Origin of the sequence: Flavobacterium arcticum, assembly GCF_003344925.1 — a bacterium.
Lineage (GTDB): Bacteria > Bacteroidota > Bacteroidia > Flavobacteriales > Flavobacteriaceae > Flavobacterium > Flavobacterium arcticum.
On the sequence record NZ_CP031188.1, the window covers coordinates 563,545 to 585,903 of the forward strand.

General features: G+C 33.1%; 19 protein-coding genes. 2 read left to right on the forward strand and 17 right to left on the reverse strand.

The genetic code is table 11. The features are described 5' to 3' along the window. Positions 1-94: 94 nt before the first annotated feature. The 5 genes from DVK85_RS02560 to recR form a co-directional block, all read right to left on the reverse strand. Entirely contained in the window at positions 95-1,105 is a 1,011-nt protein-coding gene (locus DVK85_RS02560; RefSeq protein ID WP_114676929.1) for an NAD-dependent epimerase, read from the reverse strand. A gap of 67 nt (positions 1,106-1,172) precedes the next feature. Further along, complete coding sequence (locus DVK85_RS02565) at positions 1,173-2,564, reverse strand: UDP-glucose 6-dehydrogenase (RefSeq protein ID WP_114676930.1); 1,392 nt, start codon at positions 2,562-2,564, stop codon at positions 1,173-1,175. Positions 2,565-2,594: 30 nt separating this feature from the next. Continuing rightward, complete coding sequence (locus DVK85_RS02570; RefSeq protein WP_114676931.1) at positions 2,595-3,866, reverse strand: nucleotide sugar dehydrogenase; 1,272 nt, start codon at positions 3,864-3,866, stop codon at positions 2,595-2,597. Between the two features lie 32 nt (positions 3,867-3,898). Beyond that, entirely contained in the window at positions 3,899-4,873 is a 975-nt protein-coding gene (locus tag DVK85_RS02575) for an SDR family oxidoreductase (protein ID WP_114678963.1), read from the reverse strand. 178 nt (positions 4,874-5,051) lie between these two features. After that, on the reverse strand, positions 5,052-5,672 hold the full coding sequence (gene recR, locus DVK85_RS02580; protein ID WP_114676932.1) for a recombination mediator RecR: 621 nt from the start codon (positions 5,670-5,672) through the stop codon (positions 5,052-5,054). 113 nt (positions 5,673-5,785) lie between these two features. Between recR and DVK85_RS02585 the strand changes: the two genes are divergently transcribed. Beyond that, positions 5,786-7,297 (forward strand): sodium:solute symporter, encoded by a 1,512-nt coding sequence (locus DVK85_RS02585; protein ID WP_114676933.1) that lies wholly within the window; start codon positions 5,786-5,788, stop codon positions 7,295-7,297. Here the strand turns inward: DVK85_RS02585 and DVK85_RS02590 are convergent. From DVK85_RS02590 to DVK85_RS02600, 3 genes are all read right to left on the reverse strand, one after another. Further along, complete coding sequence (locus tag DVK85_RS02590) at positions 7,281-7,649, reverse strand: CoA-binding protein (protein WP_114676934.1); 369 nt, start codon at positions 7,647-7,649, stop codon at positions 7,281-7,283. The genes DVK85_RS02585 and DVK85_RS02590 overlap by 17 nt on opposite strands. A gap of 84 nt (positions 7,650-7,733) precedes the next feature. Next, a complete protein-coding gene (locus DVK85_RS02595; protein ID WP_114676935.1) occupies positions 7,734-8,828 on the reverse strand; it encodes a carboxypeptidase-like regulatory domain-containing protein in 1,095 nt (364 codons plus the stop codon). An 81-nt stretch (positions 8,829-8,909) separates the two neighbouring features. After that, the gene (locus tag DVK85_RS02600; protein ID WP_114676936.1) at positions 8,910-9,368 is read right to left on the reverse strand and encodes a gliding motility lipoprotein GldH family protein; all 459 of its coding nucleotides are present in this window, start codon (positions 9,366-9,368) and stop codon (positions 8,910-8,912) included. Positions 9,369-9,643: 275 nt separating this feature from the next. On the opposite strand from DVK85_RS02600, the gene DVK85_RS02605 reads away from it, so the two are divergent. Further along, complete coding sequence (locus DVK85_RS02605) at positions 9,644-10,276, forward strand: MarC family NAAT transporter (protein WP_114676937.1); 633 nt, start codon at positions 9,644-9,646, stop codon at positions 10,274-10,276. 164 nt (positions 10,277-10,440) lie between these two features. Here DVK85_RS02605 and DVK85_RS02610 read toward each other — a convergent pair whose 3' ends face one another. The 9 genes from DVK85_RS02610 to DVK85_RS02650 all read right to left on the reverse strand — a co-directional run bounded on the left by DVK85_RS02610 (position 10,441) and on the right by DVK85_RS02650 (position 22,303). Further along, a complete protein-coding gene (locus tag DVK85_RS02610; RefSeq protein WP_114676938.1) occupies positions 10,441-11,157 on the reverse strand; it encodes a phosphoadenylyl-sulfate reductase in 717 nt (238 codons plus the stop codon). Between the two features lie 174 nt (positions 11,158-11,331). Beyond that, positions 11,332-11,745: an RrF2 family transcriptional regulator gene (locus DVK85_RS02615; protein WP_114676939.1), complete on the reverse strand. Its 414-nt coding sequence runs from the start codon at positions 11,743-11,745 to the stop codon at positions 11,332-11,334. A 6-nt stretch (positions 11,746-11,751) separates the two neighbouring features. Continuing rightward, positions 11,752-12,687, reverse strand: a complete 936-nt coding sequence (gene ctlX, locus DVK85_RS02620; RefSeq protein WP_114676940.1) for a citrulline utilization hydrolase CtlX — start codon at positions 12,685-12,687, stop codon at positions 11,752-11,754. 26 nt (positions 12,688-12,713) lie between these two features. Then, positions 12,714-13,628, reverse strand: a complete 915-nt coding sequence (locus tag DVK85_RS02625) for a dimethylarginine dimethylaminohydrolase family protein (protein WP_114676941.1) — start codon at positions 13,626-13,628, stop codon at positions 12,714-12,716. A 203-nt stretch (positions 13,629-13,831) separates the two neighbouring features. Next, positions 13,832-15,115 (reverse strand): citrate synthase, encoded by a 1,284-nt coding sequence (locus tag DVK85_RS02630; protein WP_114676942.1) that lies wholly within the window; start codon positions 15,113-15,115, stop codon positions 13,832-13,834. A 191-nt stretch (positions 15,116-15,306) separates the two neighbouring features. After that, complete coding sequence (locus DVK85_RS02635; protein WP_114676943.1) at positions 15,307-17,169, reverse strand: DUF7619 domain-containing protein; 1,863 nt, start codon at positions 17,167-17,169, stop codon at positions 15,307-15,309. Positions 17,170-17,241: 72 nt separating this feature from the next. Next, positions 17,242-18,003 (reverse strand): LytR/AlgR family response regulator transcription factor, encoded by a 762-nt coding sequence (locus DVK85_RS02640; protein ID WP_114676944.1) that lies wholly within the window; start codon positions 18,001-18,003, stop codon positions 17,242-17,244. Positions 18,004-18,005: 2 nt separating this feature from the next. Next, positions 18,006-19,982, reverse strand: a complete 1,977-nt coding sequence (locus DVK85_RS02645; RefSeq protein WP_162845280.1) for a tetratricopeptide repeat-containing sensor histidine kinase — start codon at positions 19,980-19,982, stop codon at positions 18,006-18,008. A gap of 158 nt (positions 19,983-20,140) precedes the next feature. Continuing rightward, entirely contained in the window at positions 20,141-22,303 is a 2,163-nt protein-coding gene (locus tag DVK85_RS02650) for a DUF7619 domain-containing protein (RefSeq protein ID WP_114676946.1), read from the reverse strand. Positions 22,304-22,359: the final 56 nt, after the last annotated feature.

The following is a 22,359-nucleotide window of genomic DNA, read 5'->3' on the forward strand; positions in this document are numbered from 1 at the left end:
GCTGCAAATATAAAGGATATAAAGCAATACTTTGACACCTTTTTACTAAAACAACTTTAACAAAATATTAACAATAGCTGTTCTATAGTATTTTTTAGATATTATAATAACTTCTATACCAATTTACAAACTCTTTAACCCCTACCTCTATACTTGTAGAAGGCTTATAACCGAAGGTTTTTTCAAGTTCACTAGTATCTGCCCATGTTTTCTCAACATCGCCAGGCTGCATTGGTAAATAATTTTTAGCTACTATTTTACCTGTTGCTTTTTCTATTTCAGAGATAAAATCCATCAGTTTAACTGGCTGACTATTACCTATATTATACAACTCATACAACAACGAATCTTCATTATTTTCTTGAAGTAGTGTTGCAACCACCCCTTCAACAATATCATCAATGTAAGTAAAATCACGCGATAAATTACCTTCGTTAAATACTTTTATAGGCTTATCATTAAAAACAGCATCAGTAAATAAGAACATAGCCATATCGGGTCTACCCCACGGACCATATACTGTAAAGAAACGAAGCCCTATAGTTTTTATACCAAATAAATGGCTATAAGTATGCGCCATAAGCTCATTACTCTTTTTAGTAGCCGCATAAAGACTTATAGGATTATCTACATTATCATCTGTAGAAAAAGGAATCTTATCATTTAAACCATAAACACTAGAACTACTTGCATATACAAGCTTCTTTACATTATAATTACGACAAGCCTCTAGAATATTTATAAAACCTACAACATTACTTTCTATATATGCATGCGGATTCTCGATACTGTAACGCACACCTGCTTGAGCAGCTAAATTACAGATGCTGTCAAACTGTTCTGTTTCAAATAATTTGTTTATTGCCTCTCTATCTTCTAGATTTAGCTTTATAAACTTAAATTCATTATTATGAGTAGTACTTGAAATCAGTACGTTATAATCTACTTGTTCTACACCTAATTGTTTTAATCGAGCTAGTTTTAGGTTAACATCGTAGTAATCATTAATATTATCTAACCCTACTACAGTATGACCTAATGACAATAGTTTTTCAGAAAGATGATACCCTATAAAACCCGCTGCACCGGTTACTAATATTTTCATAATTGTATATTAATCGTATTAAAACTACTATGTTATTCCTACTCTAAATTTACAGAGTATCTTTTATCTATTTACCTATAGAACTAAAAACAAAACCTTTACTTCTCATTTTTTCAACATCAAGAACATTTCTTCCGTCAAAAACAAAAGCAGGTTTTTTCATGTTATTATATATTCTATCCCAATCATAATCTTTAAACTCATCCCACTCTGTCAATATTGCTATAGCATGAGCATCTTTACAAGCTTCATATGGGTCTTGAAAAATAGTTACACCTTCTTTATTTTCTTCTGGTTTTCTTGTTGCTAAATAATCAAGATCTTTAAATATAGTTTTATCTTCTACTTTTGGGTCATATACGGCAATATTAGCTTGCTCGAATAGCAAATCATCAGCAACATATATCGCAGCCGACTCTCTAGTATCATTAGTATCTTTTTTAAATGCCCAACCAAGAAAAGCTATCTTTTTACCAGAAACAGTATTATAAAGTGTTTTTACAATATTTGCTGCAAAACGTCTTTTCTGGTGATCATTCATTATAATTACCTGTTCCCAATAATCAGCAACTTCATTAAGACCATACGATTTTGCAATATAAACCAAGTTAAGAATATCTTTTTGAAAGCAAGAACCTCCAAAACCTACTGAAGATTTCAGGAACTTAGGTCCTATACGACTATCCATACCTATAGCTCGCGCCACTTCATTTACATCTGCTCCTGTTTTCTCACAAAGTTCAGACATTGCGTTTATAGAGGATACTCGCTGTGCTAAGAATGCATTAGCAGTAAGTTTAGAAAGCTCTGACGACCATACATTAGTAGTAAGTATTCTCTCTTTAGGTATCCAGTTAGCATATACATCTACAAGTGCATCTATAGCCTCTTGTCCTTTCGCATCAGTACCACCACCTATTAAAACTCTATCTGGACTTAATAAGTCATCAATAGCCGTTCCCTCTGCTAAAAACTCAGGGTTAGAGAGTATTTGAAATTCTACACCATTACCTGTATTATCTAATATATTTTTAATTGCTTCGGCAGTCCTTACGGGTAGCGTAGATTTTTCGACTACAATCTTATTATCTTTTGCTACAGAGGCAATTTGTCTAGCACAAAGCTCTATATATTTTAAATCGGCAGCCATACCCTTACCTAAACCATAGGTTTTTGTAGGAGTATTAACTGATATAAATATCATTTCTGCTTCATCTATAGCTTTTTCTACATCAGTAGAAAAAAACAAATTTTTACCTCTTGCCGAAAGAACGATCTCATCAAGCCCTGGCTCATACACAGGCAAATTATCTGTGTTTTCATCATTCCAATCGGCTATACGCTGTGCATTAAGATCTACAATAGTAACTTTAATATCTGGACATTTATGAGCTATAACAGCCATTGTAGGTCCACCTACATATCCTGCCCCTATACAACAAATATTTTTTATCTTCATTTTATTTCCTTGTTCAAATGAGTATATGTATTATAACCTGCCGTCTGCTACAGCACCTAAAACACCTTTAACATCATACACTACACTATTTTCTTTTTTAACGGCATTAAAATCCATCGTAGTAAATTCTTTGTGCGATACCCCAAGTACTATTGCATCAAACTTATCACTTGGAATTTCACTTACCGTTGTTAATCCATATTCATGTTCAACTTCAGAGCTACTCGCCCAAGGATCGAATATAGTAACCGTAATACCGTATTCTTTTAGTGCTTTAATAACATCTACAATTTTAGTGTTACGCACATCAGGACAATTCTCTTTAAAAGTTATCCCTAACATTAGTAAGCTAGAGCCATTTACTATAACTCCTTTTTTTATCATGAGCTTTACAACCTGAGATGCAACATAGTCGCCCATACTATCATTCAGCCTTCTGCCTGCAAGAATTATCTCTGGGTGATAGCCAACTTCTTGTGCCTTTTGGGCAAGGTAATATGGATCTACACCTATACAGTGACCTCCTACTAATCCTGGTTTAAAAGGAAGGAAATTCCATTTTGTTCCCGCAGCTTCAAGTACCGCATGGGTATCAATACCCATACAGTTAAAAATTTTGGCTAACTCGTTTACAAAAGCAATATTAATATCTCGTTGAGAGTTCTCTATCACTTTGGCAGCTTCGGCAACCCTAATGGTAGGTGCAAGGTGTGTACCCGCAGTAATTACCGATTTATATAAATCATTTACCTTCTCTCCTACTTCTGGAGTAGAGCCAGCGGTAACTTTTAGTATTTTTTCTACTGTATGCTCTTTATCTCCTGGGTTTATTCTTTCAGGAGAGTATCCTGCAAAGAAATCCTCATTAAACTTAAGACCGCTAACGCGCTCTAATACAGGAATACACTCTTCCTCAGTAACACCAGGATATACCGTAGATTCATAAATAACAATATCTCCTTTTTTAAGAACCTTACCTACTGTTTCGCTAGACTTGTATAAAGGAGTAAGATCAGGTCGGTTATTCTTATCAACTGGAGTAGGAACAGTAACTACATAGTAATCACAATTTTTAATATCATCTAAATTGGTGCTACAATAAAGCCCTACCTCTTGCGCAGGAGTATCAACTAACACTGATTTTAAAAGATCATTTTCTACTTCAAGTGTACTATCTACACCCGAGTTTAATTCATCAACTCTAGGCTGATTAATATCAAATCCTACTACAGGGTATTTTGTTGCGAATAATCTTGCCAATGGCAACCCTACATATCCTAATCCTATTACTGCTATTTTCATTAAATATCTACAATTAAACGATTACTTATAAATTATTTTAGATTTGCCCAATACCATTCAACAGCCTGTTCAAGACCTTGCTTAATAGAGTATTGAGGATTATAACCAAGCAGTTGCTTAGCTTTATCTATACTGGCAAGCGAGTGAGGTATATCTCCTGCACGATTAGGTCCATGTATTACATTTACATTACCAATTTCAGAATCATATTTTGACAAAAACTCTTTTAAATATCCAATAAGATCATTTAAAGTAGTCCTGTCTCCATAAGCGGTATTATATACCGTATTTATAGCTTCAGGATTATTTGTAGTCATTGCTAACTCATTCATATGAATAACGTTATCAATATAAGTAAAATCCCTAGAGTAATTCCCATCTCCGTTTATCACAGGACTTTCATGATCCATGAACTGCATTACAAACTTAGGTATCACAGCCGCATAAGCCCCATTAGGGTCTTGTCTTCTTCCAAAAACATTAAAGTATCTAAGTCCGATAGTTTCTATACCATATGTTTTACTAAAAACATCAGCATAAAGTTCATTAACATATTTAGTAACAGCATAAGGAGAAAGTGGTTTTCCTATCACATCTTCAACTTTCGGTAAAGATTCAGAATCACCATAAGTAGAAGAACTTGCTGCATATACAAATCGCTTTACGCCTGCATCTCTAGCGGCCAAAAGCATATTCATAAAACCACCTACATTAACATCATTACTTGTAGCAGGATCTTTTATAGAACGTGGCACAGAACCTAATGCTGCTTGGTGAAGTACATAATCGGCTCCTACAACAGCTTTTTGACAATCTGCTAAATTGCGTATATCGCCTTCAATAAGTGTAAAATCAGGATTGGATAAATGTTTTTCTATATTTTTCCTGTATCCAGTAGCAAAATTATCTAAACAAACTACTTTATATTTCTTACTTATAAAATAGTCACATAAGTTAGAACCTATGAATCCTGCTCCTCCAGTTATAAGGATTTTCTTATCAACCATATTACCCATTATTAATGTTAAATTTTACATTTATCAAAAATTCAAGCTACAAATATATGTACTTATATTTTAACATAATATTATTTATATAAATACTATATCATTTTTTTAACGATTACAGATAACATTTAAATGACATCTATTTAACAAGAAAATATATTCATTTATATAAAATATATCAATTATTCTTAAAAGAGTTTTCAAAAGGAACTCTTTGTATAATACTCCTACCTAAAGTTACCTCATCAGCAAATTCAAGCTCATCGCCCACAGCAATGCCTCTTGCTATAGCAGAGGTTACAACATTGCAATCTTTTATTTGTTTATAGATATAAAAATTGGTAGTATCACCCTCCATAGTAGAGCTAAGTGCAAAGATAAGTTCTTTAACATCTCCCGCTTTTACCTTTGCCACTAAAGAACTGATTGTGAGCTGACTTGGACCAACACCATCTATAGGCGATATTTTACCACCCAACACATGATATTGCCCTTTAAAAAGCCCTGTATTCTCTATTGCCATTACATCTCTCACATCTTCAACTACGCAAATAATAGTTTTATCGCGCAACGGGTTAGCACACAATTCACAAACATCATTATCTGATATATTGTGGCATTGATTACAAAACTTAATTTCTTCCCTCATTTTTTTCAGGGCTTCTGCTAAGTGTTGCGATTGTTCGGGGGGTTGTTTTAACAAGTGCAAAGCAAGCCGTAATGCGGTGCGCTTGCCTATGCCAGGTAATTGCGATATTTCGGCTACCGCTTTTTCCAGTAATTTAGAAGACATTTCCATAGTTCCACAAAGATAATAAAGTGAAGACACTAACCCGATTATATGCATTCAAAATAACACAACTATAGTTTTTTGCGAAAATTTTTAGTTGCTTTGTGTTTAATCTAAATACTATGAAACCAGAAACTATACTCGCTATTATTATTGCTTATTTTGGATTACTCATTGTAATATCAAGACTAGTTAGTGGTAAAGACGGAGGGAATGATGCTTTTTTTAAAGCCAACAAAAACTCCAAGTGGTATTTAGTAGCTTTTGGTATGATAGGCACAGCGTTATCTGGTGTTACTTTTATATCGGTACCTGGCGAGGTGGGCTCTCCCAATGGTGAGCAGTTTAAATACTTTCAGTTTGTATTGGGTAATGCTATAGGTTTTATAATTATAGCTAAAGTACTCTTACCACTATACTACAAACTTAACCTTACTTCGATATATAGCTATATCGAAGAGCGACTTGGTTTTTACAGCTACAAAACGGCAGCTATGATATTCCTGATAAGTCGTACCATAGGGTCGGCTTTTAGACTATACCTTGTCGTTATAGTACTGCAACGCTATGTATTTGATGCTTTTAAAATCCCGTTTTGGGCAACAGTACTTATATCACTATTACTTATTTTTGCTTACACCTACAAAGGAGGGTTGAAAACTATTATTATTACCGATACATTGCAAACATTCTTTCTTGTATCTTCAGTACTATTTACTATCTATTTTATTTGCGATACGCTCGACCTTAATTTTGTAGAAGCTTTTGAAACAGTTAAAGAAAGTAATTACTCTAAAATATTTTTCTTTGATAATTTTATAGGTAGCCGTTATCACTTTGTCAAACAAATACTGGGTGGTATTTTTGTAACTATTGCTATGGTAGGTCTTGATCAAGACCTTATGCAAAAGAATCTTAGTTGCAAAAATATTAGTGAAGCACAAAAAAACATGTTCTCCTTTACAGGAATATTTGTAGTTATAAATCTGTTTTTTTTAGGAGTAGGCGCACTGCTTTATATCTATGCTGATAAATATGGTATTGCAGTACCCACTGATAGCTTCGGCAACCCAAGAACCGATTTGTTATTTCCTGAAATAGCCTTTAATCATTTAGCAATTATTCCTTCTGTAATATTTTTATTAGGATTAACCGCTGCTACCTTTGCTACTACCGACTCTGCTTTAACAGCACTTACCACTTCTTTTTGTGTCGATTTTTTAGGCATGGATAAAGCAAAAAATATAACAAAACCGAATGTAGTACGCACACGCCACTGGGTACATATATCTTTTTCGCTACTTATGTTTTTGGTTATAATAATATTCAACACTCTAAACGACGCATCTGTAGTAAGTATGATATTCAGGATAGCATCTTATACTTATGGGCCTTTACTTGGGTTATATTCATTTGGTTTATTAATTAAAAACAAAACAGTACACGACAAGTTTGTACCTATTATATGCATCACATCACCATTACTAACACTATTACTTAGTATGAACTCGACAATACTGTTTGGTAATTATGTTTTTGACAATGAACTTATCATTGTAAACGGACTCATTACCTTTATACTATTACTCTTTATTAGTAAAAAGCAACAACCAATTATTAATACTGATTTGTAGTGAGCATAACCAGCGTACAGCCAATATCTACAAATATATTGTGTTGTTCTAATAACGAATAAAATTCAGGGTTCTCTGTACCTGGATTAAACACTACGCGTTTAGGATTTAAACTTATAATATAATCGTAATATTCTTTTTGACGAACAGGGTTTACATAAAGTGTTACCGTATCTATATCTTTAAACGGCAATTGTTCCTTTTCTATAACAACTCCTTCAATATCCCCCTCTTGATTACCTATAGCAAGAACAGGATGATGGTGCTGTTTTAGCAATTTTACCGCTCTGTTTGAATAGCGATCAGGATTTGTAGAAGCTCCTATTACTAATGTTTTTTTAATTGTATTCATAGTTTTTTATTTTACATCTCAAATTTACTAAAACCTATTGATACACTTTTTTATTTTAAGGCAATAATAACACTTTAAGAAATACTATCTATAATCAGCAGGGAGCATATCTGCTACTTTAAATTGTGACATATAACCTTCAAAACGTAAATTTGATATCGGGAAATACTGCCCATTAGTATCTACATAAAATATCCCCGTAGGACAGGTAAAGTAAGATTCTTCGTTACCATTATATCGCACAGTAAAGTTTATAACACCTTGTTTTTTAAGATAGGCTTCTTGTTTCTTTTTTAAATCTTCAACAGTCTCTCCTGATGTATTAATATTTAATGGTTTAGCCTTATTACTCCCTTGTATTACTGTTACTTTTTTAACCCCCAGTGTATCGGTAATTTTAAAATATTTTTGAGGATCAGCCTCCATACCATTTACATAAAGTTTAAATTTTTGGTTTACCCAACTATTTGAAACCAATGTTCGCATTAAATGAGGTATAGACCCAAGATATGCCTCTATTCTTTGTTTATAGGCAGCATTACCTTTTGATATATCTTTATAAGAAGTAGTTCCTGAAAAATACACCGCGCGTTGATAACACCTTTCGAGTGTCATGGCTTTATATCTTATTCCAAAATCAGTTAAATCAAATTGTACATTATACTCTAAATAGTTATTCCGTATCTGTAAAGGCTCAATCGACTTGGCGTACAGAATATTGGAGTTCTTATCGAAATGAAAAACAACTGCATCTTCATTTGTTATTCGGCAGGATCTAGCCGCCTTGGAAGTTCCTAAAAAATTTTCGCGAAATACTTTAAGCATCTCTTCGCGCGAAAAAGGACTTGCTTCTCTACTAATTACTACCGCATCGAGCTTAGTAACCTCTTCACGTAGTAGTATTTTTATAGGATTAATATATTGGTATGGATTACTTACCTTAAAATTACTAAATCCAATATAACTTACTACAAGATCAGTACTAAATTTTTGCTTTGCAATAATTTTAAAATACCCTAAAGAATCGGTACTTGCTGAGAGTGTAGTACCATCTAAATAAACAAAAGCCCCCTGAAGCGGCAAATTTTCTTTCTCATCATACACATATCCTGATAAAGTTTGCGAATACCCTATCGAAACATATAGTAGAGAACAAAGTAGAAACAAAATAAACTTCATAATGCTAATATAAATAATTTAAGCAAATAGCTTAACAAAAAAAGCAGCCCGAAGGCTGCCTATATATAAACTAAAAACTACTTAATCATTATTCTCGACAGTTATGCCAAGTGCTATTACATTAGGCAAATATTCTCCTTCAAATTTATTTTCTACCGTAATAGAATATTTACCCGCAGGCATTGTTAACCCTTCTTTCAATCCCATTTCTAAATCACAAATATCTCCAGCACAATCAGACACTACGTCCCCTGAAGCATCTTTAAGTTGTAGATTAAGAAACATATTATCTTTAGTTCCATCAGGATTTTCTATTATAACTTCAAGCGGTACCCTTTCATATTGTGGGTCAAAAGTATGTGAAAAGGTTAGCTTGATATCGGCTTTTTTAACATCTTTTTTAACATCAAAGTGAAACACTTTCATTTCATTTTTTTGCCAACGGTTATTATTAAAATCATCAAGGGTTTGAGTAAAAAGTGTTGTTTTATTACAAGACAACAGTAATAGCAGGGGTAAAAGGAAAACAAATTTCTTCATAAGATATTATATTAAGAATTATTTAATTATTATATTCATTTCTACACATTGATTTTATTGCATCAAACCTATTTTTACACCAGCTTCTAACAAATTTAATCAAATTTTTAACATTATATCTATTTATATCAGATATTTATTAGTTGAATTTTACTCTTAACACAAGAAAAGAACCTTTCTTTTTAATTATTACTAATTAAAAGAACCTAATTAGCCGCTTACTTACGCTATATATTAAGTCTAAATAAATATCTTTGCAGCATTAAACACATAAGATGGAGCTATTCATATACATTTTTGCTGCGCTTTTTTCAGTTATAAACCCTCTTGGAGCTGTACCTATTTTTGTAGGACTTACGCTGCACGACTCTAAAGCCGAACGTTCTCGCATTTCATTATGGGCTGCTATAAATGTTTTTATAATACTGCTTATTTCTTTTTTTGTAGGACAATATGTACTCGCTTTTTTCGGGATTAGTATCGACGCACTTCGCATAGCAGGTGGTTTTATAATTGTTAACTCTGGCTTCTCGCTCCTTACAGGTAAATTCAGTAAAACACGCGGCATCAACAAACAGGTAGAAAGTGATGCTCAAAGTAGAAACGACATCGCTCTTAGCCCGCTAGCTATACCTATGCTAGCAGGACCTGGTTCTATATCATTACTTATAGCACTACACCAAGAATATAAGGAAATACAGGAGCAGGTAATAACCTGTATCGCCATAGCAACAGTAGCTTTGGTAATTTTTCTTACTATGCGTAGCGCTCACTACCTTTCGCGTATTTTAGGTGCATCGGGAATTGTTGCAATATCAAGAATCATTGGTTTTATTGTTATTGCAATAGGTATACAATACATAAGTAGCTCTATTGTAAACATACTTCAAGCAATAGATTTTAAATAGCACAAAAAAAAACTGCTCCCAATAGGGAGCAGTAACAAAACTAATTATACAAACGCAAACTAATCTGTTTACCCTAACATAATACAACAATATGGATTACGTTTGTAAACTTTAGATATTTTAAAAAAACTGATTTTAAATAAAATCACATAAAGTGATTAGAATTAGTGATTATTATCAGAATGAATATGTAACCCACATTCTTTCTTACCATTTTCCCACCACCAGCGACCAGCACGAAAATCTTCACCCTTTAAAAGTGCTCGAGTACATGGTGCACAACCAATACTTAAGTAACCTTTATAATAAAGAGGATTTACGGGGATATTAAATACCCCCACCTCATGCTCTACTTGTTTTAGAGTATAATGCAATAACGGATTAAACTTTATAAGTTGATTCGTTTCGTCCCACTCTAGAAATTGCATTGTTTCACGATTCATAGATTGTTCCGCTCGCAATCCTGTTATCCATAGTTTCGCACCTGTTAACGCGCGTTTTAATGGTTTTACTTTTCGTATTCTGCAACACTCTTTACGTTTTTCTATACTATCATAAAAACCATTTATACCACAATTCTTAACATAGTTCTTAATATCATTTTCATCAGGAGAATAAGTATCTATTAGTAAAGATGGGTACTTATCAAGTGTATCTTGAAAAACCTTATAAGTTTCATTAAATTGCCTTCCTGTATCGAGAGTAAAGGTAGTAACATCATCATGCGATGCTATATAATGTGTTAATAATTGATCTTCTATACCAAAAGATGTAGAGAATACTTTTTTACCTTTTATAGCATCTAACACAAACGATATAGCATCATCCGTAGGCATTTCTTCTATTGCTTTATTTAAATAGTTTAATTTATGTCTATCCATTTTATTTCAATTTATAGGGTATTATACTAAAAAGACTTTTATACAAAATCTTTAAAATTTATATATAAACTGCTATTTTAATCATCATGAAACTAGTATATATAACCACTATATAAGTATTTTTCAAATATACTATTAGTCTATGGATTTAATAGACTAATAACGTAAATTTTTTTACTTTGTTATTAGGTCATGTAATGTTTTCTTTTGTAACAGGTTAAGTGTATTATCACGAACCTCTGCCATAAAATGATTTAAAATACATACTTTTTCATCAGGGCAATCTTCGCAAGGTTCATAATAATTTAGGCTCACACAAGGTAGCATTGCTATTGGTCCGTCAAGAACTCGTATTAGAACAGCCATCGTTATAGTTTCAGGGTCTTTCATAAGGTAATACCCTCCGCCCTTTCCTTTCTTAGAGCCTAAGATGCCAAACTTTTTAAGGTCGAGCAATATGGTTTCAAGAAACTTTTTAGGAATTCTTTCTTTCTCCGAAATATCTGAAATAAGAACAGGCCCTTCTCCACCTTGCTTAGCAATGTAGATAAGAGCCTTTAGTCCATATTTTGTCTTTTTAGAAAGCATATTTCGTTATTTCTTAGGTAAAAACACTTCTGCCATCATACAGCGAGCACTACCACCACCACAAGCTTCTATAATATCTAGGCCTACAGATAGTATTTCTGTATGCTTCTCTATTTTGGTAATTTGATCTTGCGTAAGGCTTTCGTGCGCCGAGTTACTCATTACTAAGTAGCTGTTTTCATTTGTGCCTATTACTTGTAACATATTACCTGCAAAATGATTAAGTTGTTCTTCTGTAAGCAATATAACCTCCTTATTATCATCTTTAAAACTAGAAAGCACCATTTTGCGCTCCTTTTTATCATCAATACAATCGGCACAAATAACAGCAAATGTAGTACCTACACACATCATAACATTAGTATGATATATAGGCTTACGTTCTTTGTTTACCGTTTGGAAAGCTTCAAATATAATTGGGCTATATTCAAAATCTTCGCAAAACTCTATAAATAATTCTTCATCAGCACGTGGTGACAACGCACAATAGGCTTTTTGGTTTTCTCTATCAAGCACTATACTGCCAGTACCCTCTAAAAAGAATCCATCTTCTTCTGCCGATGTATAATCTACAATATTATCAATAACAAAACCTTTTTCTTCTATTAGGTCAAGTATATCTTCTCTACGTTCGTGTCTGCGATTCTCGGCAAACATTGGATATAGGGCTACGTCATTATTTTCATGAAAAGAAACCCAGTTATTAGGGAATACCGAGTCTGGAGTATCAGGGTCGAGTGTATCATCAACAACAATAACGTTTACACCTACTGCTTTAAGCTTTTCTACAAAAGCATCAAATTCATGCTGTGCCTTAACGTTTACCGTATCAGGTAAAAGATTATCTAAAACCTTTTGGTAATAATTATTTACCGCCGTTTGTTCATTCATTCTGAACGCAACAGGGCGTATCATTAATATAGTATTTGTAATTTGTTTCATTATTCTAAATTGGTAGTATTATATAATTATTCCCTTATTAATGGTAGTGTAGAACAGCGAAGTAAACCTTCTTGTTTGGCAATCTCGGCATAGGGCACTGTCTCTACAGTAAAACCACGTTCTATAAGCCATTTTTCTAGCCTTGTGAAGTTTTTTTCTATCACAACTACATCAGTAGCTATAGAAAAGAAATTTGAATTCATATTATACATTTCTTCTCGTTCTATATGGAAAAGATTTTCTTTCCCAAATAAGTTTACAAGATACATATAATCTGCCTCTTCCCTAAAACCACTTTTATATATAACCCCTTTATCTTTCCCTACTGGCTGAAAACAACAGTCTAAATGCAAAGCATTATCTCTTGCTTCAATTCGCGATTTTACAAGATCAAACTCCTTTACTATTTTATGAGGAAAAAGTTCTTTAATAAAGTTTACACCTGCCATGTTAGTACGTGCAGTTATATAGTCTTTATAATCGCTACCCTTATAAGTACCAATAAAAATATAATCATCCCATAGCATAACATCACCGCCTTCAATATGTGCTTCTTCGGGTGGGCGCACCACTTTAGAAGGGTTTATTTTATCTATAATATATTGTATCGCATCTAGCTCTCTTTCTCTATCTGGTAATATATTGGCTTTTATAAAAATATCGTCGATTACAAACCCTATATCCCTACTAAATATTTGATTATAATTCTCTATAACCTCAGGACGATATACCTCTACATTATATTTTTTAAATACAGCATTTAGCGCTTCCATTTCCTTTACCATATCTGCCTCTACAGGGTATGTTCCTGCTTTAATATGCTCTAACGATTTAGGATCATAGGCTTCATGCTCTTCGGGCGTAGGTCCATTGCTCTTGGCCGTACCTAATATAACTGTCATTAAACGAGACGTTTCATTTTTTACATTTAATTGTAACATACGTTTTTAGCTTTTAAACAAATATAGAAAATGCCTTTAAATAATATACAATTCATTCCCTATTAGTTTATATTTTAAAAATACAATAATAAAACTATGCCAAACGACACTGTTTTTATACATTAAACAATCAATATTATATAAAAAAATCCCGATTGTATGAACAATCGGGATTAATATAAACTTTGTGTATTTTAATACATCTATCTTTCGTTAACAGCTTTAAAATCTCTAAGTTGTTCTCCAACATATACCTGTCTTGGTCTTCCGATAGGCTCTTTGTTAACTCGCATTTCTTTCCATTGTGCAATCCAACCTGGAAGGCGACCAATAGCAAAAAGCACTGTAAACATTTCTGTTGGGATACCCATTGCTCTGTAAATAATCCCTGAGTAAAAATCTACATTAGGGTAAAGGTTTCTTGATTTGAAATATTCGTCTTCAAGAGCAGAGGCCTCTAGTTTTTTAGCAATATCAAGTATAGGATCATCTACACCAAGCGAAGCTAACACATCATCGGCTGCTTTCTTTATAATCTTAGCTCTTGGATCAAAGTTTTTATAAACTCTGTGTCCAAAGCCCATTAAACGGAATGGATCGTTTTTATCTTTTGCTTTTTCAAGATACTTATCTGCATCACCACCATTTGCCTGAATTTCTTCTAGCATTTCTAACACAGCTTGGTTAGCCCCACCATGTAGTGGTCCCCAAAGCGCTGATACACCTGCCGAGATAGAAGCAAACAAACCTGCATGAGATGAACCTACTATACGTACTGTAGATGTAGAGCAGTTTTGCTCATGATCTGCATGAAGTATAAACAACTTATCTAAAGCATTAACAACTACAGGATCTGGCGTATATGGTGCCGTTGGTAAACCAAACATTAATTGCATAAAGTTCTCAACATACCCTTTAGTATTATCGTAATAATTAAGCGGGTATCCTTTAGCTTTTCTATATGTCCATGTAGCAATAACTAAAAATTTAGCCATTGTTTTACACACAGCCTCATACATTTCTTTTTCGTTATTTACATCAGCCGACTTAGGGTTAAATGCAGTAAGCGCACTTGTTAATGAAGCAAGCACTCCCATAGGGTGAGCTGTTTTTGGAAAACCATCTATGATGTTTTTCATTTCTTCATTTACAAGAGTATATTTTCTTATAGTGTTTTCAAATTTATCAAGTTCAGCAGCAGTTGGTAACTCGCCAAAAATCAACAAGTAAGATACTTCAATAAAATTTGACTTTCCAGCTAAATCTTCAATAGAATATCCTCTATATCTAAGGATTCCTTTTTCGCCATCTAGAAAAGTAATTTCACTTTTACATGAACCCGAGTTTTTATAACCAGGGTCTAATGTTATCGCGCCTGTTTGTCCGCGTAATTTATCAATATCAATGGCAACCTCATTTTCGGTTCCCACAACTACAGGGAACTCATATTTTTTGCCATCAATCTCCAATGTTGCTATATTTGACATGGTATTAGTGATGTGTTATAATGGTTTTAAAATAATATTCCTGCGAATTTAATAAATTAGATTTTATTAATGAAGAAAACCGCTTGTTTAAATAGTTAAATATCTGATAAAAAACAAAAGTCAATGCGGTAATGCTTTGACTTTTGTTTTTTATTTAAAATTTTTACACTTTTAAAGAACACTTGATAAAATTACTCTTTTACCAACTTCGTTACTTTAACTCCATCCTCGGTAGTAATTTTCACAAAATACAAGCCCGATGGTTGTGCTGATATATCTAATTGTTCTTTAGCCTCATTACCTGTATTTACTTGTACCAATCTACCTTGCACATCATATAGTTGCACTGACATGATAGCGGTATTGGCTGTTATAGTGATTATATCTTTTGATGGGTTAGGATATAATGAGACTGAATTATCCAATTCGAAATCACCAGTGCTTAATGTAGCAAAAACAGTGTTAGCATTATTAGTTTGCACTGGAGTATTATAATCAAAATAAATATTAGCACTGTTAGTAACCATATCATTAGCCATAAGGTTAGACCTGCTTTTTATTTTAAATAGTATATTACCATGATCGGCTACCGAGAGGTTAGCGTTTTCAAAAATAAACTCTATACTACTCCCCTCAACCCTTGCCATTACTTCGTGTGAACTATTTAGTAATTGCAAACTGGCAATATCAAATTTTGTTTCATCTAGCTCATGTCTTATCACAACAGCATTAGCTTCGGTGTTACCTGTATTTTCAAAATTCACAACATAATGTAAATATTCGCCAATATTTTCAGTAGATTCTGTATCTCCTTCTATACAAATAATACTATTTGATGGGTAAGCTCCCACTACAACCTGATCAAACAAAAAGTTATTATCCGAAGGTATTTCATCAACTCCTGTAATTGTAACATCAGCAGTAAAAGGTAATACATCACCAATATTTACCGAAGGAGTGTCGGTAGTGCTATTTACATTCAGCGTCATTAGTATCTCTCTACTTTCAAAGGGCTGTAAGTTACTAAAATACCAAGTGTAAGTTCCTGTTCCTATTATATCTGCCATTGGAGATATATTAACATACCCTAGTAGCTCATCATCCCAACCGCAACTCACACCACCCGAAAGTACTGTATTACCTTTATTTTTATAAACTATTTTATAATTTGCATTAATCCCAGGCTGTGCTTGTCCTATAGGAACCATTACTACTTCAATATCATTATATATACTACTAGCTGAAATACAAAAATTTTCTGTTGCTACAGAGTTATCTACAATAGGAAAGTTAACCAATGCATACCCAGGAGAAGCTAAAAAGTAGTTGTTTTCAAACATGGGGGTTATCGTAAATTCGCCTGCTTCTGTATAAAAATTATAATTCCCCAAAGTATTAGTAAAAACAGTTTCACTTTCTGTACCATTAGTAATATTTAATTTCACAAAAGAGTTTACTGGGTCTGTTGTGTCGCAACCATTATCATCTAAATCAAAAGTTAAAGTACCTGTAATAGTATTATAATCTCCACCTGGCGTAAAAGAGCAGTAAGTACTTATATATAACATTGGGAAATAAGGTACTAAAACAGCTGCTTCTCCTTCATCTACACAAACAAAACCTAATGCTGTAGCATTATTCACTTCTACAAGTTCTGGAGAAGATAATATTGTACTATTTTTTATATTAATATAAGTTAGAGCGGTACAGTCGTTTACTATAAAACTAGTAAGGTTAGGTGCTGCACTTAAATCTAGTTCAGTTATGGGGCAAGCAGTACAATTTATAAATTCAAGATTTACAAAATATTCAATACCGTCTAACGATGTTATATTAAGGTTAGAAATATCTAACCATGCAGCTTGCAAGGCTTCACTTTCCTGAATTTCATTATCGTTGTTACTATCTAAAATTATATTATTGTTATCGCCATCTTTAACCACACCCGAAGTTAAAAGTGCATTTTTAAAATTCGGATCTGGTATATCTATAATCTGTGCTTGAGCAATACCCGAAGCTATAAGTAATATTATAATTAGTGATTTTCTTTTCATAACTATTTCATTTTGTATGCAATACCTATCAAATATAGGTGATTTATTTTTTCACTAGCCTCTCTAATTAACCTATAATGTTCGTAGTAGCTCTTGTAAACGTTCTTTTTTACGCTGTGATATAGGCAGGTGACTATTGTCTGCCATCACAGCATATCCTCCGTCTTTTTTGATATATGATTTTAAATAAGCTAAATTAATAAGATGTGATTGATGAATACGCTCAAAGCCCTGTTCAGAGAGCAAATCCTCATACTCTTTAAGTGTCTTAGATATAAGCACTGGCTTGTTGTCTTTTATATAAAACTTCGTATAATTATCATGTGATTCTAAACGAATAATATCGCTCACCTCAAAAAGGTGTATCCCTTCGGAGGTAGAAAGTGCAATACGCTTAAACTTATCTACTTTTTTCCTGATGTTTTCTAATAAAAGGTCAATATGGGCAAAACTCTCATTATCATTCAATACCTTTTTTATCTTCTCAACTACAGCATTTAAATCTTCTGGATCAACAGGTTTTAAAAGATAATCGAGTGCGCTAAAGCGAAATGCCTTTACAGCATACTGCTCATGAGCGGTTATAAAAACTACATGAGCATTAATGCTACCACGTTTTTGCGTAAGCTGCTCTAGTATATCAAAACCAGTCCCGTCGCCAAGCTGTATATCTAAAAATATAACATCTGGCTGATGGTATTCAATAGCAGTTATACCTGCTTTTACGCTATCGGCTTCTCCTAATATATGTATATCTGGTGCATACATACTTAGCAGCCCTTTCATGCCGTTTCTCAGGTTACTATCATCGTCTATTAAAAGTGCTGTTATCATAGTCAGTTAGATGCGTATTGTATAGGTAAATTTAAAATAATTTTAGTCCCCGAAGGCTCTCCATTTTCATTAAGTAGTTCTTTTATATCTACTTGCGAGGTTCTAGAGGTAAATGCCTGTATAACTTCAAGACGTTTTTTAGTAATCTCTAATGCCATTGATTTATGTACTGTTACCGAGTTTTCTTTCAGTTCTTTTGATTTCGAAAAACCAATACCATCATCAATTATAGTGCATACTAATTTATCATTTGCTAAAGCAAAATCTACAGTAATGCGTCCTTTTTCTTTTTTAGGCACTATACCATGTAAGATGGCATTTTCTACAAAAGGTTGCAATAATAATGGTGGCATTGCCATATCGTCTTCTATATTTGGATCTTTAGTAATAGAAAAATCAAACATTTGATTAAAACGAAGTTGCTCTAACTCTAAGTAATTTTGCAACCCCTCTATCTCTTTATCAATGGGTATTAATGACTCTTTAGAATACTCAAGTGTAAGGCGCATTAGTTTACTAAATTTTGACAAATATTTTATAGCCGAATCTGTACCATTTTGTACTATAAAACTAGAAATAGAACCCAAACAATTAAACACAAAATGAGGATTCATTTGCAGGTGCAATGCTTTCTGTTCATACTCTGCAAGATCACGTTGCAAAGTAAGTGTCTTTTTAAGCTGAAGCCTATTATATACTACAAAGGCAAGCCCAAATAGCAATAGCACTAAAACTCCCATAAAAAGCATTTGTTGTTTATGTCTTTTGTCTTGCTCTTTATATATAGCTTCACGTTTTTCGGTTTCAGTTTTTTGTAGTGCTGCTTTGCGCTCCATTTCATAATTCATCTCCTCGCGCACCATATTTTTTATATTCTCGGCATTATTAATACTATCTTTTGCAATAGTATATTTCTTATAATGTAGTAATGCATCTTTATAATTCCCCTTTTTTTCATAAAGCTGACTAATACTCTTCTCTGAATCTTCTACCTGCTCTAATACACCTATTTCCTCTGCCATACTAGATGAGCGTTTTAAACAATCTAACGCTTCACTGCTTCTGCCCTGCTCTGCGTATAAATTACCTAAAAATGCCAACGATGCCGAAGCTCCATATTTTTCGCCAACACTATCAAATATTTCTAGCGCATTTTTATAATTGGTTTCAGCATCTATAGTATTACCCACTTTACTGTAATAATTACCTAAGTTGTTATACAACTCACCCAGCCCTCTTTTGTTTTCGTGTTCTTTAAAAATAGACAATGCTTCGTTATACGATTGTAATGCTCTGTCATTTTTATCTTGAGCCAAGTATATATTACCTATATTGGTTATTGTTATAGCCGATGTATTATCGCCTATTTTTCGCTGTACTTCTAATGCTTTTCTAAAATAATCTAGTGCTTTATCATATTCTTTACTGGTTTTATATACAATGCCTATGTTGTTATAAAGACGCGATACAATATCTTCTTGTTTTGTATCCTGATATATCTTTAATGCTTTAAAATAATACTCGAGTGCTCCCGCATAATTATTCTGTTCAGAACAAACAATACCAATACTACCGTAAGCCCGAGCCAAGGCACTTTTTATTTCGGCATTATTAATAGTATCATTTTCGGTTAATAGTTTTTCGAGTATATCTTGCGAATTACTAAAGCTCATGAGCGCATCGGTGTAACGGCTCATCATAATATTAGCATTACCTATATTAAGCCAAGAGTCTGCCTCTTGTACTCTAAGCTCTTTTTTTTGCGCCAATGTTAATGCCTTTTGGGCATATTCCATCATTTTTTCAGGATTGTTCTCTATATATTCAGAGGCAATCTCATTAAGTAAAGTTACCTTCTCCTTATCTGTCGTTGCATTCTTCATAGCTACAAATAGACTATCCAGTACCTTCTGTTGCGAAAAAACAGGCGTGGCAACGACTATGAAAATAAAGAGCAGTAGGAATTTTAATAATTTCATAAACGAAAAGTTATAACCAAACAAATTTATCATTTTTACACAATTTATAATGTGTTGATTAGAATTTGAGGTGTATGAATTAGAATTTGCACTCAATGACAATAAAAAAAAGCCCTGCCTTAATTAAGACAGGGCTTTGATAAACTATATATTAAAACTTATTTTTTAATAATCTTCTCAGTAGTTGTACCGTTGGCTGTAGTTATTTTTGCAAAATAAACACCTGAAGGATTAGCCGATAGACTAAAACTGGTAGTACTACTATTCATTTCAACATTACTTAAAAGCCTACCTTGTATGTCATATACAGCTATAGCTTTAATAGCACTATTAGCAGTTATTGTAACTACATCTGTTGCTGGGTTAGGGTATAAACTTACAGTAGCATTTGTAAAATTTTGTGCTGCGGCTGTAGCTTCAAAAGTTGTAATCGCATCATTTGTTTCTATAGCTTCGTTAAAATCAAATACAATACTAGCGTCGTTCATTACAGATTCGCCTACTGCTATTGTATTAAGTGATTTAATTTTAAATGTAACATTACCCTGAGCATCTGGCGCTAAGTCAATATCGTCAAATCTAAATGTAATTGTGTTATTCTCTAGGCTAGCATTAACTGCATGAGAACTATTTAATACTTGTAATGAATTTACATCATACTTTGTAGCATCTATTTCATCGGTAACTACTACAAACTGTGCTGCTCCTGTACCTATATTTTCAAAGTTAATTGTATAATGCAAGTACTCACCTATTTCATCTGGAGAAAGTGAAGCCCCTTGAAGGCATACTATATTATTAGGGTCAAAAGAACCTGTAGTTATTTGAGAAAAAGTAACTTCATTATCTTCTGGTGTGTCATCCGTTTGCGATATTGTACCTAAAACAGTAAAATCAAATTCCTCATCTATATTTACAGGTGGTGTATCTGTAGGGCTATTTAAATGTAGCGTTACTATAATTTGGCGTGTTTCAAAAGGCTCTAAATCTGCAAAATCCCAAGACAACAAACCTGATGTAAGATTGTCATAAGCTGGTATAGCAGACACATGCTCTAGCACTGCATCGTCAAAGCTAAACGAAATAGTACCATCAAGCATTTGGTTTCCTTTGTTTTTATATATTAAAAAAAACATTGTATCAAAACCAGGAGCCATACTCCAATTTGTAGCTGCTACAACTTCAAGGTCTGGATGTATACCATCTGGCGTAATGCAAAGATCTTGTACTATACTGGTACCATCTAGAGCTGCAAAATTAATGACTGGAGCTGCTGTAGAAGTAAAATAAGGCATTTCATTTAAATCAAGAGCAACATTATAATCTCCTGTTTCTGCAGCAAAACTGTAATAGCCATTAGAATTTGTAAATATTGTATTCACATTATTATCATGTATAGATGTAACCTTTACAAAACTCTGTGTTATATCCGAAGTATCACACCCATTAGAATCAAGATCAAAACGAACAGTACCAGTAATAGCATTACCTTCTTCTCCTGTTATAGGGCAAGTAGTGGTAATAACTATATCTTCGATATTCATATCATCATCCCATCCTGCTGCTGCTAATATACTACCGTATGCTGCATCATATTCTGCATCATCAACACATACAAAGTCAAGACTATCACATTGACCAAACTCTTCACTATTAAAATATTGAACACTACCGTTCTTAATATAAACAGTGGTAAGATCAGTACAATTATATAAGCTAAAACCTTGCAAATTAGATTGTGCAGAAAGATCTACAATAATCAAAGGATTATCACTAGCATAAAAATACGTTAGGTTTACAGGAGAGAAATCTATACTGGTTAATTGATTATTAGAGCAAGTTAAAAATTCTAAACTAGAAGCACCTGAAAGGTCTAAACTCGTTAGTTGGTTTACTCCACATTCAAGTTTCTCTAAATTTGAACATCCCGTAACATCCAAGGACGTAAGCCCACAGTATTGAACATTTACATCCAATAAGTTTGTCATGTTAGAAATATCTAAAAGTGTCAGATTATTATTGTTGTCTGCTTTCAAGTGTGTTAAATTGGTAAAATACTGAATACCTGTTAAATCTGTAATATTAGAATTATTTAAACGAAGTCTATATACTGCTTGTGCTTCGCTTTCTTGTATTTCTCCGTCGCTGTTAATATCAACAACCATATAATCGCCATTTGCATCTTGTGCAGTATAAGCATTAGGAGTAGCTACAGCAGCATTTACTAACTTGTTCTTAAAATTAACATCTGGAATGTTTACAATTTGAGCATTTGCCATCACGGCTACGAATAATAAAGTAAAGAGTAATTTCTGTTTCATAATAGATAGATATTTGTTAGCATTTTAACATTAAACATTTCATAAACCAAATACCC

Bases quoted from the DNA above. Each gene is read 5' to 3' on its own strand.
- DVK85_RS02565 (WP_114676930.1), bottom strand. From the start codon at position 2,564: ATGAAGATAAAAAATATTTGTTGTATAGGGGCAGGATATGTAGGTGGA.
- DVK85_RS02575 (WP_114678963.1), bottom strand. From the start codon at position 4,873: ATGGTTGATAAGAAAATCCTTATAACTGGAGGAGCAGGATTCATAGGT.
- DVK85_RS02625 (WP_114676941.1), bottom strand. From the start codon at position 13,628: ATGTTACAATTAAATGTAAAAAATGAAACGTCTCGTTTAATGACAGTT.
- DVK85_RS02585 (WP_114676933.1), top strand. From the start codon at position 5,786: ATGAAACCAGAAACTATACTCGCTATTATTATTGCTTATTTTGGATTA.
- DVK85_RS02600 (WP_114676936.1), bottom strand. From the start codon at position 9,368: ATGAAGAAATTTGTTTTCCTTTTACCCCTGCTATTACTGTTGTCTTGT.
- DVK85_RS02645 (WP_162845280.1), bottom strand. From the start codon at position 19,982: ATGAAATTATTAAAATTCCTACTGCTCTTTATTTTCATAGTCGTTGCC.
- recR (WP_114676932.1), bottom strand. From the start codon at position 5,672: ATGGAAATGTCTTCTAAATTACTGGAAAAAGCGGTAGCCGAAATATCG.
- ctlX (WP_114676940.1), bottom strand. From the start codon at position 12,687: ATGAAACAAATTACAAATACTATATTAATGATACGCCCTGTTGCGTTC.
- DVK85_RS02650 (WP_114676946.1), bottom strand. From the start codon at position 22,303: ATGAAACAGAAATTACTCTTTACTTTATTATTCGTAGCCGTGATGGCA.
- DVK85_RS02570 (WP_114676931.1), bottom strand. From the start codon at position 3,866: ATGAAAATAGCAGTAATAGGATTAGGATATGTAGGGTTGCCATTGGCA.
- DVK85_RS02630 (WP_114676942.1), bottom strand. From the start codon at position 15,115: ATGTCAAATATAGCAACATTGGAGATTGATGGCAAAAAATATGAGTTC.
- DVK85_RS02635 (WP_114676943.1), bottom strand. From the start codon at position 17,169: ATGAAAAGAAAATCACTAATTATAATATTACTTATAGCTTCGGGTATT.
- DVK85_RS02615 (WP_114676939.1), bottom strand. From the start codon at position 11,745: ATGCTTTCTAAAAAGACAAAATATGGACTAAAGGCTCTTATCTACATT.
- DVK85_RS02610 (WP_114676938.1), bottom strand. From the start codon at position 11,157: ATGGATAGACATAAATTAAACTATTTAAATAAAGCAATAGAAGAAATG.
- DVK85_RS02595 (WP_114676935.1), bottom strand. From the start codon at position 8,828: ATGAAGTTTATTTTGTTTCTACTTTGTTCTCTACTATATGTTTCGATA.
- DVK85_RS02605 (WP_114676937.1), top strand. From the start codon at position 9,644: ATGGAGCTATTCATATACATTTTTGCTGCGCTTTTTTCAGTTATAAAC.
- DVK85_RS02560 (WP_114676929.1), bottom strand. From the start codon at position 1,105: ATGAAAATATTAGTAACCGGTGCAGCGGGTTTTATAGGGTATCATCTT.
- DVK85_RS02640 (WP_114676944.1), bottom strand. From the start codon at position 18,003: ATGATAACAGCACTTTTAATAGACGATGATAGTAACCTGAGAAACGGC.
- DVK85_RS02590 (WP_114676934.1), bottom strand. From the start codon at position 7,649: ATGAATACAATTAAAAAAACATTAGTAATAGGAGCTTCTACAAATCCT.